Raw genomic sequence first — 15,431 nt, forward strand, 5'->3', positions numbered from 1 at the left:
CATTATCGATCATCCGCAGCGTGGATGGGGCGCTTTTATGAGTCAATCAACAAAATAGACTCTATCCGCTGCATGGCATATAAATGGGGTGGCGCGGTGAGTCGCAGACCGAGAAAAAAGAGCCTTAACTGGAGCGTTGAACGCCGTTACGAATTCATTGAATTTCGTCTATACTGGCAGGGGCGAATAAACCGTGGAGATCTGATGCAGGCCTTTGGAATTTCGCAGCAGCAAGCGTCAAAAGATCTCAACGTGTATATCGAGGGCCGCAAGTCCAACCTGTACTATGATCGCCAGGTCAGGACGTATTGGCGGGGAAAAAACTTCAAGCCGCGATATCTTGAGCCGGATGCGACAGAGTATTTTGCGCAGCTGCAGGCTGTTGAGCAGGGGCTGGTGGATGAGGATCACAGTTGGATCAGCGTGTTTCCAAGCTATGCGAGCACGCCATTTCCCGCCCGGGGTGTTGATCCAGAAGTGCTGCGCGACGTCCTGGCTGCGATCCGCGAGCCGGCTGCCTTACAGGTAACCTATCAGTCCATGTCGAGGCCTGAGCCCAGCGCCCGCTGGATTGAGCCACATGCGCTGGCCTTTGACGGGTTTCGCTGGCATGCCCGTGCGTTTTGCCAGAACGACCAGGTGTTCAAGGATTTTCTTCTGTCGCGGATTGTCGAGGTTGGCGAGCAGGGGCCTGTGACCGCTGAGCCCAGTGCTGATGAAGCCTGGCACACGGAAGTCGTACTCGAGATCGGCCCGCACCCGGACCTCTCGGAGAACCAGCGCCGTGCGATCGAGATGGATTATGGCATGGAAGAGGGTAGGGCGCAGATTTCAGTCCGCCGAGCGCTGCTCTTCTACGCGCTTAAGCGGTTGGGGTTGGATACTGATCCATCTGCGCGAAGACCGCAGGACCAGCAGATTGTGCTGCTGAATGCCGTGAGTAACGAGCCGACAAACTTCTCGAAACCAGCAAACGCACCCGCTTCCCAGGCAAATGCTAAGGGCGAATGAAAGATCGGATACCCAATGTCTTTTTTCGAAAAGCCCATTCTCAACTCGCCCTATACCATGCCGGATCAGCATTGGGAACTTGATGGCGAGGGAAGGCCAACGGATCGAGTAATCCACTCGCGTCGGCGTTCCGACCTCATCTCGGCGATGCCGCAATTGAGAAGCCGGAAAGGAACGCAACAGGATGAGTTGGACCTGAGCACCGAGGGGCTTGGCGGCCTCGGCATTGATTTCAACGTCACCGAGTTCGTGAACGAGATACGGCGCGAGGTGGACGTCTGGCGAATGCTGCCGAACCCTGCTCAATGGCAGGTATCGCCCACAACGCAGCGACTCCTGCAGCACTGGCGCGCTCTGCAGCGCGACGAGAGCCAGACGATCCGCCCCTTCTTCTGCCAGCTTGAAGCGGTCGAGGTTGCGATCTGGTTGGCTGAGGTTGCGCCGAAGCTGGGCGCACGTGGCAAGCGTTTCAAAGCTCGCCTCGAGGCTGCGAACGATGCCGCTAACCCAGATCTGTTCCGTATCGCTTTGAAACTTGCCACCGGGGCGGGCAAGACGACCGTGATGGCGATGATCATCGCCTGGCAGACTCTGAACGCCGTGCGAAGTGCCAACTCGAAGAGTTTCACACGAGGCTTTCTCATCGTCACGCCGGGTATAACGATCCGCGACCGTCTGCGCGTGCTGCTGCCCAACGATGCAGACAATTATTACCGCCGCATCAACTTGGTGCCAGGTGATCTGATGCAGGACATGCAGCGCGCCCAGATCGTTTTGACCAACTATCACGCGTTCAAGTTGCGCGAGAAAGTTCAACTGAACAAAAACACTCGCGCAGCGTTAGAGGGCCATGGTGAAGACTTGGTCACACTGGAGACCGAGGGCCAGATGATTCAGCGCGTCATGCCTGAATTGATGGGTTTGGGCCGGATCATGGTCATCAATGACGAAGCCCACCATTGCTACCGGGAAAGACCAGCCGACGAACAAGAGAAGCTCACAGGCGACGACCGCAAAGAAGCCGAGGAGAACCGCGAAGCTGCCCGTCTATGGATTTCCGGAATTGAGGCGGCCAAGCGTAAGCTCGGCCTGCAGGCAGTTTATGACCTCTCGGCTACGCCGTTTTTCCTTTCCGGTTCAGGCTGGCCTGAGGGCGTGCTTTTCCCATGGGTGGTCTCGGATTTTTCGCTCATGGACGCCATTGAATGTGGCATCGTTAAGTTGCCGCGCGTGCCAGTGGCCGATAACGTGCCCGGCCAACCCGAGCCGCTCTATCGCAATCTGTGGAAAGCAATCGGGAAAAAGATGCCCAAGAAGGCGAAGGGCACGCCACCAGATCCCCAGAAATTGCCTATCGAGCTGAAGTCCGCAATAGATGCGCTTTACGGGCACTATGAGAAAACGTTCAAGCTTTGGGAGGCCGAGCAGGTGGGCATACCGCCGGTCTTTATCGTGGTGTGTAATAACACGGCGAACTCTCAGCTTTTGCGCGACTACATGGCAGGTTACGATCGCGAAGACGCCGATGGCAACATCGAGACCGTTCCCGGCAAATGTCCTCTGTTTTCAAACTTCTCAACAGATCTCGAACGTCTTCCGCGCCCGCGCACGGTCTTGATCGATAGCGCCACGCTCGAGGCAGGCGGTGACATAGATAAGTCCTTTCGTGATGCGAATGCCGATGAAATTGAGGCGTTTCGCCGTGAACAGGCAGAACGCGGCATGGCGACTGAGAACATCTCCGACGCCGACATCCTGCGCGAAGTGATGAATACCGTGGGCAAGAAGGATCGCTTGGGCGAACAGGTGCGCTGCGTCGTCTCGGTTTCCATGCTGACCGAAGGCTGGGATGCCAACAATGTGACGCATATCCTTGGCCTGCGCGCCTTTGGCACCAAGCTGATCTGTGAGCAGGTCATCGGGCGCGCCCTGCGCCGTCTTTCCTATGACACCGACGAAGAGGGGCTGTTCAGAACAGAATACGCGGATATCCTCGGGATCGATGGGCTCAACTTTTCTGACGGACCGCGCGTCGCCCCACCTCAGCCCCCGCGCGACGTGGTCAATGTCCGAGCCGTCAGCCCAGAGCGCGACGCGCTCGAAATCACTTTTCCCAGAGTGCAGGGCTACACGGCGGATCTTCCGCCGGATCGGCTTGACGCCGATTTCTCCGGGCTTGAGCCCTATGTCCTGACACCTGAAAAAGTCTCGGCCACCGTAGTCACCATGCAGGGGATTGTTGGTGCCTCCGAAAAACTGACGCTCGATTACCTGAAGGCGCAGCGTCTCTCGACCATTGCCACTCATATCGCCAAGCACATGATCTTCGAAAAGCTCCGTGACGCAAATGAAGCGCCTCGGATGCACCTCTTCCCAGCGGCCAAGCGTATCGTGAACCAGTGGCTCTCCGAGGGGCATCTGGACTGCCGCGGTGACACTGTGCCGGCACAACTGCTCTATCGCGAACTGGCCGACGAGGTCTGCGACATCATCTTCGGCGCTCTGATCGACAGGCCGGGTGGCGACAAGATCCTCCGCGCTGTGCTCGACCCCTATAACCCCACAGGCTCTACCTCAGGCGTCAATTTCAACACCTCGAAAGCCACTCGCTACCATCCTCGGTCTGACAAATCCCACCTCAACTGGATCATCACCGACAGCGACTGGGAAGATAAGCTGGCCGCGCGTATCGAGGATCACTCCCGTGTCGTCTCATATGCCAAGAACCACAACCTGGGCTTCGAGGTCCCATACCTCATGGAGGGCGAGCCTCGCACATATCTGCCGGACTTCCTGATCCGGCTGAACACGCCTGAGCTCACAACGCTGATCGTCGAGGTCAAGGGCTATCGCGGTCATGACGCCATGCTCAAGGCCGACACGATACGCAACAAATGGATACCGGCGGTGAACCGGCTGGGCCGCTTCGGTCGCTGGGGGTTTGCCGAGCTCCGCAGCGTTCACGATTTTGGCCCCGAACTTGACGCAGCGATCAATGCCATGCTGGAGGGAGAACCCGCATGACGGACATTCAGTTCGACCGCCTTGTAGACCTGCCCCTGCGCGACGCCTGGAAGCATGAGGCACACGAGTTTACCCCCTGGCTTGCGCAGAACATCGACCACCTCTCAGAGGCTATCGGCGTGCCCCTGGAACTCACCGGCACAGAGGTCGCGGTCGAGACATTCAGCGCGGACATTCTCGCCCGCAACCCGATGGATGACAGCATCGTCCTGATCGAGAACCAGCTCGAGACGACCGACCACACCCATCTGGGCCAGATCATGACCTACCTCGCAGGGCTTGAAGCGCAGACCGTGATCTGGATCGCTCCCGCCTTTCGCGAGCCACATCTTTCGGCCATTCGCTGGCTCAATGAACATACCGCTGACGGGTTTTCCTTCTTCGCGATCAAGGCCCGCGTCGTGCGCATCGGCGACAGTCCTTTCGCGCCGATTTTCGAGGTGGTCGAGAAGCCCAACGATTGGGAGCGGGGGATCAAGCAGAAGGCAACCGGCGAGGGCGCTGCCTATTACGACATCAAGGAAAAGTTCTGGCAGGACTTCACCAGCCGTTATCCTCGACAGGCCGAGGCCGGTATGCGCGTCTGGCGCTACCCCAGCAATTACATCGAACTGAACACGTCGCCACAGATCGATCTGGCCGTGTGGATAGGACGCACCGAAAGCGGGATCTACCTGCGAAGTGGCTGGGGTGAGGGGGCAGGGCCGGTCTCAACGCTTCTGGCACCTCATCAGGAGCGGCTGGAGACGCAGCTGGATGCGCCGCTTGGTCCGTCCGGGCGTGGCAACCACTTCCTGGCCAAACGTCTGTCACAGGGTCACGAGGCGGCCGACTGGACGCCGATCATGGACTGGATGAACGAGCAGATCGAAAGCTATCGCAGCGCATTGGCGCCTGTGCTGAAAGCGAGCATGACATGACCGACAAACGCACCCCCATCGATCCCATCACGCACCCTGACGACCGGGTGAACATCCCCACGCCGGAACTGGCGCCGATGATGGATCCCGAGGATGCAAAGCCCATCAAGGCCGCATACAACCTGCGCAACCCCGACCTTGATCCGCAGATCATCTGGCGAGGCAAGGATATCGATCAGGCCGCCGTCACCGCCGATGCGCCCCCCATTTACCTGCAGGAACAGGTGCACCCCAAGGCCATCATCGAAGACCTGCGTGCAGGAAACAAACGCAATGGCGAAGGGGCGGGGGCAAGCCTGTTTGACCATTTCGGCATCACGGATGAGGACCGCGAGGCCGAGGTGGAGTTTTACCGCCATTCCACCCGCTGGTCGAACCGGATGATCCTGGGCGACGGGTTGCAGGTGATGGCGTCGCTGGCGGAACGCGAGGGGCTGAAGGGGCAGGTGCAGGCGATCTATATCGACCCGCCTTACGGGATCAAATTCAACTCCAACTTCCAGTGGTCCACCACCAGCCGCGATGTGAAGGATGGCAATCTGGACCACCTGACGCGGGAACCCGAACAGGTAAAGGCCTTTCGCGACACATGGCGCGATGGCATCCATTCCTATCTGCAATATCTGCGCGACCGTCTGGTGGTGGCGCGGGAATTGCTGACCGATAGCGGGTCATGCTTTGTCCAGATCGGGGATGAGAATGTCCACCGCGTGCGCGCGCTGATGGATGAGGTGTTCGGGGAGGAGAATTTTTGTTCGCTGATTGCTTATAAAACCTCTGTTGGCCTTGGCTCTCAAGGGCTTGATAATACTGCAAACTACCTTGTTTGGTATTGCAAGGACATCGGCAGCAGAAAGTTTCGCGGCCTGCTCCGCCAGACAGTAGCCGGTGAGGAAGGCGCAAGCCGATACAAGACTGTCCGACTTCCTGATTTGACCGAATATCGTGTTTCTGATCCATCTTCGGAGCACTTGCCCGAAGGTGCCCGTCTTTTCCGTGATCAAGGAATGACTTCTCGATCCGCGTCAGCGACTACATTGTTCCCTGTAGAATTCTTTGGTCGGAAATACCGACCAAATTCGGGAGGCTGGCGCACAGCTCAAACAGGTTTTCGGCGTGCTATCCGTTCAGACCGAATTATGCCTACTGGGAAATCACTTTCTTACCGTAAGTTCTTCGACGATTTTTCTGCGATTTCTATGGATAACTTTTGGACTGACGTATCGGGCGGAATAACCAGCCGTGCCGATCCCAAAGTTTATGTCGTTCAAACTTCAACCAAGATAATCGAGCGCTGCCTCCTCATGACCACCGATCCCGGCGATCTGGTGCTCGACCCCACTTGCGGCTCTGGCACCACCGCTTATGTTGCCGAACAATGGGGGCGCCGCTGGATCACGATTGACACCAGCCGCGTGGCCCTCGCCCTGGCCCGCGCCCGCATCATGGGCGCGAAATATCCCTGGTATCTGCTCAAGGATTCCGAGGGGGGGCAGAAGAAAGAGGCCGAGGTGACGCGCTCCGCCCCGTCCACCCACGCCACCTACAACGACATCCGCCACGGCTTCGTCTATGCTCGTGTGCCCCATATCACGCTGAAAAGCATCGCCAACAACACCGAGATCGACACGATCTGGGAGGCGATGCAGCCCGCCGTCGAAGAGGCCCTCGCGGCGCTCAATACCGCGCTGGCCGGCCACCCCACGCCGTTCGAAGTGCAGACCGGCGGACGCAAGGGGCAGGTGATCGATTTCACCGCCTCCGGCGAGGTCGAATTGCCCTCCGGCGAGATGGCCCCGGCGAACGGATTCATGGAATGGGAGGTGCCCCGCGAGGCGCCGGGCGGCACCGACGACATACCGACGCAATACCGACGTGATACCGACGCCCCAAAATGGCCCGATGCGGCCCATCAGGCGCTCGCCCGTTTCTGGGAAGCGCGCATCGCCCGGCAACGCGAAATAGACGCCTCGATCGCCGCCAAGGCCGATCACGAAAACCTCTATGACAAGCCCTATGAGGACAAAAAACGCATCCGCGTCGCAGGGCCGTTCACCGTCGAAAGCCTCTCGCCCCACCGCACGCAGGCGGTCAACGAATATGGCGAAATCATCGACGAACATGACGCCGCAAAGGGCCGGCGCGAACCCGGCGCGCAAGAGGCTGATAACTACCGCGAGGCGATCCTCGAAAACCTGTCCAAGGCCGGCGTGCAGCAATCAGGGCGCGAAGATGCTATTTCTTTCAATAGCTTGACCCCATGGCCCGGCGACTGGATCAGTGCCGAAGGGCGATACATGGAAGGCGAAACCGAGCGCCGCGCAGGTGTTTTCATCGGCCCCGAATACGGCACCGTGCAACGCGCCGATCTGGTCGCCGCCGCGCGCGAGGCAGCTGATGCCGGCTTCGACATCGTCATCGCCTGCGCCTTCAACTTCGACGCCCACACCGCAGAATTCCGCAAGCTCGGTCGCGTGCCGATCCTGCAAGCCCGCATGAACCCCGACCTGCACATGGCGGGCGAGTTGAAGGCCGGCGGTGGCAATCTTTTCGTCGTCTTCGGTGAGCCGGATATCGAGTTGCGCGAAGAAGAGGGCATGTATCGTATCCACTTGAAAGGCGTGGATATTTTCAAACCCGCCACCGGCGAAGTGGTGGCGAGCGAGCCGGATGACATCGCCTGCTGGTTCATCGACACGGACTACAACGAGGAGTCTTTCTTCGTCCGCCACGCCTATTTCCCGGGCGCTGAGGTGCCTTACAAGCAGCTCAAGACGACACTCAAGGGCGAGATAGACCAGGAGGCATGGGACAGCTTGAAGCGGACAGTCTCAAGGCCGTTCGCTCATCCGAAATCGGGTAGGATCGCCGTGAAGGTGATCAACCACCTGGGGGACGAAGTGATGAAGGTGATGGGGGTTTGAATGTCCAAGAAACTGAGCCCGCGTTCAAGGACTGTATTAGAAGCGATCGCATCCGGCCTTAGCTATGCGCAAATCATTGAGCGCAACCCGAGTGTTACCTATCCGGATATATTCGCTGCAGCAAAAGAGGCGCTCGATCTGGAGGATTCTGTGCCATCTAAAGCTGCAAACCATATCGACGCTGCAAGAAGCCAGTATCCGAATGCTTACCAGCCTTGGTCGTCCGAGGATGATGTCGAATTGGTCAAGAAGGTCAGGAATGGTGATTCTGTCGAAACGCTTTCGGTGCATTTTGGTCGTCAGCCGTCTGCCATCAGGTCGCGTATTTCGAAGTTGCTTCCTCCCGAAGACACTTTTGACCTGATCGAACGATGACCTTCCGCATCGCTGAAAGCTTCTCGGATGCCCTTGCTCGCTTGACCCCGCAAGAGCAGAAGGCGGTCAAGACCGCGGCCTTTGACCTACAAATGAGCCCGGACAACCCAGGCCTCAGCCTGCACCGGGTTGATCGGGCCCGCGACAAGGGGTTCTGGACCGCTCGGGTCAATCGCGACATCCGGCTCGTGCTTCACAAGACTGGAGGAGACACCCTGTTGGCTTGGGTCGGCCACCATGACGATGCCTATGCTTGGGCCGAGCGGCGGCGCCTTGAAAGCCATCCGCGCACCGGAGCGATGCAAATCGTGGAAATCCGTGAGACGGTCGAGGAGGTGGTCATCCAACGCTATGTCGAAGAGGCCGTGCGCAAGCCGCGCCTGTTCGAAGGGGAGGCCGACGACGCGCTCCTGTCCTGGGGTGTGCCCGAGGATTGGCTCGACGTGGTGCGGGATGCCACGGAGGACACAGTGCTCGATATCGCAGGCCACCTGCCGGCCGAGGCGGGCGAGGCCCTCTTGCAGGCCGCAACTGGCGGACGCCCTCAGCCTGCTGCACAGGTCGAGGGCGCGGATCCTTTCGCCCATCCGGATGCCGGTCGCCGCTTCCGCGTGATGGAGAACGTGGAAGAACTGCGCGCCGCGCTGGATTCCCCGTGGGAACGCTGGGCCGTCTACCTGCACCCTGCGCAGCGTGAATACGTTGATCGCGATTTCAATGGTCCGGCGCGAGTGATCGGCTCTGCAGGAACTGGCAAGACGGTGGTCGCACTTCACCGTGCGGTGCGCCTCGCACAAGACCAGGGCGCGCGCGTGCTGCTGACGACGTTTAACGCGGGGCTAGCTGAAGCGCTGGCACGGAAGCTGCCCTTGCTGGCAGGCGAAGAAGTGCGGTCGCGGATCACTGTCACCGCGCTAGGTCCCTTAATCGCGGATCTGCATGCAGCGCGGTTTGGTGAAACAGTCATCGCGTCTGAGAGGGATATACGCACGCTTCTCCACGAAGGAGCTGCGGCGAACGATGCCGTATTCAACACCGATTTTGTGTATGACGAATGGAGCCTCGTCGTAGATGCGTGGGACGTCCGGGATCTCGATACCTACCGCGACCTGCCACGCCTCGGCCGCAAGGTCCGGATGCCCGCCGCGCGGCGCGATGCGGCCTGGGCGATTTTCGAGGGCGTGCGCACTGTTCTGAGCACACGAGGTATGAAGACCGAGGCGCAGCTGGCCCATGACCTCACCGAGGCCGATGTGCTGCCTTTCACACACGCTGTCATTGATGAGGCACAGGACATCTCTGTGCCTGAGCTACGATTGCTGGGCAGAATACTTGGAAAAACGCATAATGGCCTGTTCTTTGCGGGAGATATCGGGCAGCGCATCTTCCGCGCGCCATTCCCTTGGGCCGCGACCGGGGTCGAAATCCGGGGCCGCTCCCGCAGCCTCAAGGTCAACTATCGCACCTCCCATCAAATCCGCCGCTACACCGATGATCTTTTGCCGGAAACATTGGTCGAGCCGGATGGAACTGAGGACAACCGTCTAGGCGTGACGTCCCTATTTAATGGAACTGCACCGGAGGTGCACAGCTTTGACACACGCAGCGATGAGGTGGCGGCGGTCAACGCATGGCTAAAGAACCTCGCGCAAGCCGGTGTTTCGAGTGACGACGTTATCTGCCTTGTCCGGACCTCCAGCCTAGTGGCTGAAGTCGAACCGCTTGTGCCTGTCCGGGTGAGTCTTATGCATGAGGCCAAGGGTGCCGAGTATCGCGCCGTTGCGGTCTTGGCTATTGATCAAGATATGGTGCCGCTCGAGGAGCGTTTGCTATCTGCAAATGATGAGGCTAGGCTCGACGAGGTTGTTAATACGGAAAGACATTTACTTTACGTTGCGGCTTCCCGCGCTAGAGACCAACTTTGGATGTCAGGAGTGGCGCCTATATCTGAGTTTCTGCAGGATCTTTTGTAATGGTGCAGAAAAACTCGGAACGGGGATTGATCGTAACGCTCCGGCGAGGGCCGTCTGACGTGGTTCGTTCGGTGATGGTAAGTCCGACTTTATGGTCGACCTTACGTTCACACCGCACATCGAGATCCTGTCCGCCGAGGACGTGCCGCGGCGTCGGCAGTGGAGCGATGCGGACAAGATCCGGCTGGTCGAGGAAAGCCAGCGAGTTCAAGGCGATGGGGATGTGAGGACATGGCCCGCATCGATGAGGAAATGTACTGGGAGCTACGCGAGCACTTTCTGGCCGCAGAGGACAGGTTCTGCGATCGCCACACTATGTCTTTCGAGGACGCCCTTAACTCGTTCAGCCAGGGGTTGCGCCGCGTGGTGCGCGACCATGGTGAGGATGTCGATATCGTCGAGGCGAAGCGCTACTTCCGCGTCCTTCTGGAAGAGCAGTTGTATGCTCGGGAAATCCGGGGGTCGGAGGAAGAGGGAATCCCGATTGCCCGGATGTTGATGGACCGCGCGGACCTCGTCCCGGATCAAGAAATCCTCGCCCTCGGGCGAGCCTTCCAAAAACCGCTTGCGGCCGCTGAGCGGGATCTCTTCGATGCCGCGGATGAAGCTGACGAAGAACGAGATCGGGCGCTCGTAGACCAGCTGATCGCTGACACGCAGCTTTACGACTCCGCCAAGGCCGTGAAGGAGCTTCTGGAGTTCACGGCGCGCCTCCGTCACATCGCGCCATTCAACGCAATGCTCCTGCACATCCAGAAGCCGGGTCTGAGCTTCGCGGCTCGCCCGCGGGATTGGTGGGAACGGTTTCGCCGGCGCCCGAAACTTCATGCTCGGCCGTTGGTGGTCTTGCGGAACTTCGGACCGGTCGAGTTTGTATATGACATCCTCGATACAGAAGGCGAGCCACTGCCAGAGGCCGCGTTCTCGTTTCCGACATCGGGGGACGTGCCCAAGGGTTGGATGTCGGCGGTCGAGCAAAAACTTGACCGGGCCGAGGTCATCGTTACCTGGCTGGATCGAGGAGACTATACTGCTGGGCATGCGCGCCGCCTAACCAGCCATGGCGAGAAAGAACGCCTTGAACGTTTCGAAGTCGGCGTGAATCGAAACCATCCCCCAGCCGCACAACTGGCCACGCTCGCACACGAGCTCGCTCACATATTCCTTGGTCACTGCGGCAGTGACCAGAAGCGCGGCGTAAAGTTCAATCGGCCGGATGACCTTGCATTGCGCGAGGTTGAGGCCGAGACGGTCGCATACCTCGTGGCCAAAAGAACCGGTGTTTCTCCACACAGCGAGAGCTATCTTGACCATTACAAAGGTGCATTCGATCAACTCGATCTGCACCGAATTCTCAAGGTTGCGAGCGCTGTCGAGAAGCAACTCGATCTTCCTTTTCAAGAAAACCGGATATTCAGATGAAGGTTGAATCGCCCCAAACCTTTGTCACGCGTCAGGAATGCGAGAAGGTGGCCTTTCAAAACGGCTAGCGCCGCGCGCATCCCGAGGAGGGCGGTTGGGCACGATTTTCATCAACCACCGCGCAGGGATCTATCTGGCTGGCGCATGGGACAGGGGGGACGTGGCTATTGGCTGAACTGCCCCGGGTTTACCGGAGATTAAAACACTCCAAAGGTGAGCCCTATGACGAAGAGAACTCATACCCCCACCTATCCTGCCGAGCTGCGTGAACGCGGCGTGCGGCTTTTTCGAGAGAACCGTGTCAATTATTCCAGCGATTCAGCTGCCTACAAAGCGATTGCCCCGAAGCTCGGGTGTTTTCCTGACAGCCTGCGTGTCTGGTGTCAGCAGGCGGAACGTGATGACGGACAGCGTGCGGGCCTGACGACTGAAGAGAAGGATCGCATCAAGGATCTGGAGCGCGAGGTTAAAGAGCTGCGACAGGCCAATGAGATCCTGAAGAAGGCCAGCGCATATTTTGCTCAGGCGGAGCTCGACCGCCCGTTCCGCAAATGATTGCCTTCATTGAGGATCACAGAGAGGTCTACGGGGTCGAGCCGATCTGCAAGGTACTGCCGATTGCCCCTTCCACCTTCTATGCTCATGCGGCCATTGCCCGTAATCCTGATCTGGCGTCAAACCGGGCCAAACAGGACGCCATTGACCGCAAGAAGATCCAGGAAGCTTTTGAGAGCAGTGGCAAACGATATGGCGCGCGCAAGATCTGGCATGATCTCCTCCGAGATGGTCATGATATTGCGCGGTGCACAGTGGAACGTCTGATGAAAGCCTTGGCAATACAGGGGGTTGTACGTGGCCAGAAGCCGATTACGACCAACCCAGATACCTCTCAGCCGTGTCCGGACGACAAGGTCAATCGTGACTTCACAGCCGATATGCCAAACCAGCTCTGGGTTAGTGACTTCACCTATGTCTCAAGCTGGCAAGGCATGGTTTACGTCGCTTTCGTCATCGATGTCTTCGCCCGCCGCATCGTCGGTTGGCGTGTATCAACATCAATGACGGCGGGCTTCGTGCTGGATGCCCTTAATCAGGCGATTTGCCAACGCGCTCCCGCCGAGGCTGATGGCCTGAGCCGCAACAGCCTACTCTGTGTTTGTTATGGGAGAGACTGTCGTTGACCAAATCGCCGAACTGAGCCAATTTATGTGTATCAAGATGGCGTCGGTCAGGCTCTGGATCGAATTCTATGAGTCGGCTGCCTACGTTACGCGGCGATCAGAATGGGCTACCGCGATCACCTCGGACCATATGCGAGCGGTATGCTTCGAGTTCTTCCTCAGCTTCAGCGACCCATTGGCGCAAGGCTTCTTTGTCAAGAGGCTCGTCGTGCAGACTTAATTTGAGCGACGTTAGGGCATGGCTAATGATGGATAGGTGAAAGTCTTCTGGGAACTTGTCTTCTAGCGCCGCAACAATTTCTGCGTTCATGCTCCGGTTATTCGCCTTCGCCGCTGCTTTCACACGCTCTTTCAGGCTTGGCGGCATCCGCAGACCATAAGGCGGCTCTTGTTGTGTTTTTGGTGGTGAATAGGCCATGGTTTCTATTAGTAGAAAAAAGTGCTTGTGCGCAATAGCTACTAATAGTAGTTTTATCGAATGTGAGCAGAGGTATCCATGACAATACAACTAAAGCCCTATGGACTGCGCATTCCTGACGATCTGAAAGCGATCGTGAAAGACGCAGCGGCGCGCGAAGGTCGTTCTATGAATGCGCAAATCGTTCATCACCTTCGCGAAATCTACCAACCAACCCGAGATGAGGCCGAAGCGTGAGTATTCAGGACAAATGCAGCGAGATGGTGGGCGAAATCGAGCGTAGCGCCCTCTATCGTGAGCCAGTACCTGATAATGCGCGTTTGAAGTTGGCGAGAAACAATACGCCAGACGCTACTGACAGCGGCTTTGGCGCTACAATCGAGGTGGCTCAGCGGATGATTGACAATCTGGACTGCAAGGTAAGCCCATAACATGCCCAATGGTCGTACCACCATAATCGGACCACGCCCCCCGTCTTTTGTGTCCAAAGCCACTCTGGCGGCGGAATTGGACGTGAGCGAGGCCACAGTGGATAGCTATGTCCAGCGTGGGCTGTTGCGTAAGCCGATCAGGCTTGGCGGTTCGGTTCGCTGGTGCTGGGCTGAGGTTGAAGCAGATCTGCGACAAGTTAGCGTGGGCCGCGAAGATCAATTCATGATCGGGCTGGATAATGTCTAAGGTTTCACTACCCCGCCATGTGCATCGTGTCGTTTCCAGAGGTCGTGAATACTTCTATTACCAAGAGCGCAGGGGCACGCTCCATGCAGGCGAGCGGATACGCCTCCCCAACGATCCGCAAACCCCCGAGTTTTGGAATGCTGTGAGACAGGCGCAGGGAACATTCGGCCCGACACCGACCGACACAATCGGCGCACTCATTGATGCTTTTGAGGTTTCATGGGCGACCCGACAGAGAAAGATCAGCAAGGGCACCCAAGAGCATTACCGGCGCTACCTCAAACCAGCGCGGAAGGCGTGGGGCGATCTGCCTGCGCGCGAGCTGCGTCCCCGGCATGTGGACGCGCTCATTCGCAAGATCGGCGCCGATAAGCCCGGCGCGGCCAACAACATACTGGACGCGCTCAAAGCGATGGTCTCATGGGCGAACGGGCCTGTCGAACTGTTGACTCATGATCCGACGCAGGGTGTTGAGCGTTTCTCAAAGGGTGAAGGACACCGGCCATGGACGTCTCAGCAACTGGCGTTCGCTGAGCAGGTATTCACCGGCACGATACGACGTTTCTTTTTCCTCAGCCGCTACACTGGTCAGCGGATCAGCGACGTGGTGCGCCTCAGCCCCAATGATGTAGATGATGGCGGCTTTAGCCTGCCCCAAAAGAAAACTGGCGTAAAACCGTGGTGCCCGATCTTCCCTGAGTTGGAAGCCGAAATGGTGACTTGGGAGCGCCGCCCCGGGCCCTATCTTTTGCAAAGCAGCGGCAAGAGCGCGGGCAAACCATTCAGCACGAACCAGATGTGGAAGGCGTTCGACCGTGAACGCAAGAAATACTCGGTTCTGTCTGGTGCAGTGCCGCATGGGCTGCGGGCAAACGCTGTGATCCGACTGCGGGGCGAAGGATACACAGCTCTGCAAATATCGGACATGGTGGGCATGTCGGTTGAGATGGTCGAGAGTTACTCGCGCCACGCTGACCGCAAAGCCAGCGGCCAGGCTGTGCTGAGGGAATTTCAGGAACGTGATGCGAGCCAAATTGTAAAACGTCTGGAAAGTGGAAAACGGAAATGATGGCAAAACAGGTGCTTAGGGGCTTGGGAATAAAGTGCAGGCTTCTGTTGCCAGGTGCCTGCGAACCCCGCCAGACCTTGCTAGAGGCCTGGGCTTAGATTTCGGTCAAGTTACCGCTTACGCGGCAACGGCGACCGGAGCACGATTGTCGTTGGCAATTATGCTTTATGAACCGATAACGGTGGTATCTCACCGGGACAAAGCCACACCTTTACACGTTCGTCGATCCTGTTTCGGCCCCTTGTTCCCCCAACGAGGGTTTATGGTGGAGCCGCCGGGTACCGCCCCCGGGTCCGATCCGCTTATTACGAGCGCGTTTATGCCCATAGTCCCCGAGGGGACACGGTGAATATAGGCGTGTGGAGCGGCTTTGCAAAGGGGGCATCGACAGGATCAAGCGAGCGCCGATCAAGAGCAGGGGCTAAGGCGCAGATTG

The 15,431-nt window shown here is 58.2% G+C and carries 11 protein-coding genes, 1 other RNA gene, 1 pseudogene and 1 other annotated feature; of the genes and pseudogenes, 10 read left to right on the top strand and 3 right to left on the bottom strand.

What is annotated here, in order from left to right:
• Positions 1-72 precede the first annotated feature (72 nt).
• The 3 genes from RAZWK3B_RS11565 to RAZWK3B_RS20225 are packed head-to-tail and all read left to right on the top strand — an operon-like array spanning position 73 to position 4,955.
• Entirely contained in the window at positions 73-1,011 is a 939-nt protein-coding gene (locus RAZWK3B_RS11565) for a BrxR family helix-turn-helix transcriptional regulator (protein WP_050774230.1), read from the top strand.
• A gap of 15 nt (positions 1,012-1,026) precedes the next feature.
• Complete coding sequence (locus tag RAZWK3B_RS11570) at positions 1,027-4,035, top strand: BPTD_3080 family restriction endonuclease (RefSeq protein ID WP_037295607.1); 3,009 nt, start codon at positions 1,027-1,029, stop codon at positions 4,033-4,035.
• A complete protein-coding gene (locus tag RAZWK3B_RS20225; RefSeq protein ID WP_007815300.1) occupies positions 4,032-4,955 on the top strand; it encodes a hypothetical protein in 924 nt (307 codons plus the stop codon). Before RAZWK3B_RS11570 ends, RAZWK3B_RS20225 begins: the two co-directional genes overlap by 4 nt.
• On the opposite strand, the gene RAZWK3B_RS21645 is transcribed toward RAZWK3B_RS20225, so the two are convergent.
• Positions 4,910-5,314 (bottom strand): hypothetical protein, encoded by a 405-nt coding sequence (locus RAZWK3B_RS21645; RefSeq protein WP_232279513.1) that lies wholly within the window; start codon positions 5,312-5,314, stop codon positions 4,910-4,912. The two genes, RAZWK3B_RS20225 and RAZWK3B_RS21645, sit on opposite strands and share 46 nt — an antisense overlap.
• 21 nt (positions 5,315-5,335) lie before the next feature.
• Between RAZWK3B_RS21645 and RAZWK3B_RS11580 the strand changes: the two genes are divergently transcribed.
• From RAZWK3B_RS11580 to RAZWK3B_RS21650, 5 genes and pseudogenes are all read left to right on the top strand, one after another.
• Positions 5,336-7,879, top strand: a complete 2,544-nt coding sequence (locus tag RAZWK3B_RS11580; RefSeq protein ID WP_232279514.1) for a site-specific DNA-methyltransferase — start codon at positions 5,336-5,338, stop codon at positions 7,877-7,879.
• Positions 7,880-8,254, top strand: coding sequence for a hypothetical protein (locus tag RAZWK3B_RS11585; RefSeq protein ID WP_007815304.1), 375 nt, complete (start codon positions 7,880-7,882; stop codon positions 8,252-8,254). It abuts the gene before it with no gap.
• A complete protein-coding gene (locus RAZWK3B_RS11590) occupies positions 8,251-10,227 on the top strand; it encodes a 3'-5' exonuclease (protein ID WP_007815306.1) in 1,977 nt (658 codons plus the stop codon). Before RAZWK3B_RS11585 ends, RAZWK3B_RS11590 begins: the two co-directional genes overlap by 4 nt.
• Before the next feature lie 231 nt (positions 10,228-10,458).
• Positions 10,459-11,649 carry an ImmA/IrrE family metallo-endopeptidase gene (locus RAZWK3B_RS11595; protein WP_007815308.1) on the top strand — a complete coding sequence of 397 codons (1,191 nt, stop codon included), beginning with the start codon at positions 10,459-10,461 and terminating at the stop codon, positions 11,647-11,649.
• Between the two features lie 222 nt (positions 11,650-11,871).
• Positions 11,872-12,767 (top strand): annotated as a pseudogene (locus tag RAZWK3B_RS21650) (IS3 family transposase); the annotation flags it as partial.
• Positions 12,159-12,275: a sequence feature (AL1L pseudoknot), on the top strand. Its footprint overlaps the pseudogene before it by 117 nt.
• Before the next feature lie 160 nt (positions 12,768-12,927).
• Here RAZWK3B_RS21650 and RAZWK3B_RS20630 read toward each other — a convergent pair.
• Positions 12,928-13,248, bottom strand: coding sequence for an Arc family DNA-binding protein (locus RAZWK3B_RS20630; RefSeq protein WP_083799112.1), 321 nt, complete (start codon positions 13,246-13,248; stop codon positions 12,928-12,930).
• A gap of 78 nt (positions 13,249-13,326) precedes the next feature.
• On the opposite strand from RAZWK3B_RS20630, the gene RAZWK3B_RS21190 reads away from it, so the two are divergent.
• Together RAZWK3B_RS21190 and RAZWK3B_RS11620 are read left to right on the top strand one after the other, a co-directional pair.
• Complete coding sequence (locus RAZWK3B_RS21190; RefSeq protein WP_157132232.1) at positions 13,327-13,485, top strand: Arc family DNA-binding protein; 159 nt, start codon at positions 13,327-13,329, stop codon at positions 13,483-13,485.
• Positions 13,486-13,918: 433 nt separating this feature from the next.
• Entirely contained in the window at positions 13,919-14,995 is a 1,077-nt protein-coding gene (locus tag RAZWK3B_RS11620; RefSeq protein ID WP_037295609.1) for a tyrosine-type recombinase/integrase, read from the top strand.
• Between the two features lie 33 nt (positions 14,996-15,028).
• On the opposite strand, the gene ssrA is transcribed toward RAZWK3B_RS11620, so the two are convergent.
• Positions 15,029-15,376, bottom strand: a transfer-messenger RNA (tmRNA) gene (gene ssrA / locus RAZWK3B_RS20635).
• Positions 15,377-15,431: the final 55 nt, after the last annotated feature.

The sequence above is a fragment of the Roseobacter sp. AzwK-3b genome, from assembly GCF_000170875.1.
Classification (GTDB): Bacteria; Pseudomonadota; Alphaproteobacteria; order Rhodobacterales; family Rhodobacteraceae; genus Roseovarius; species Roseovarius litoreus.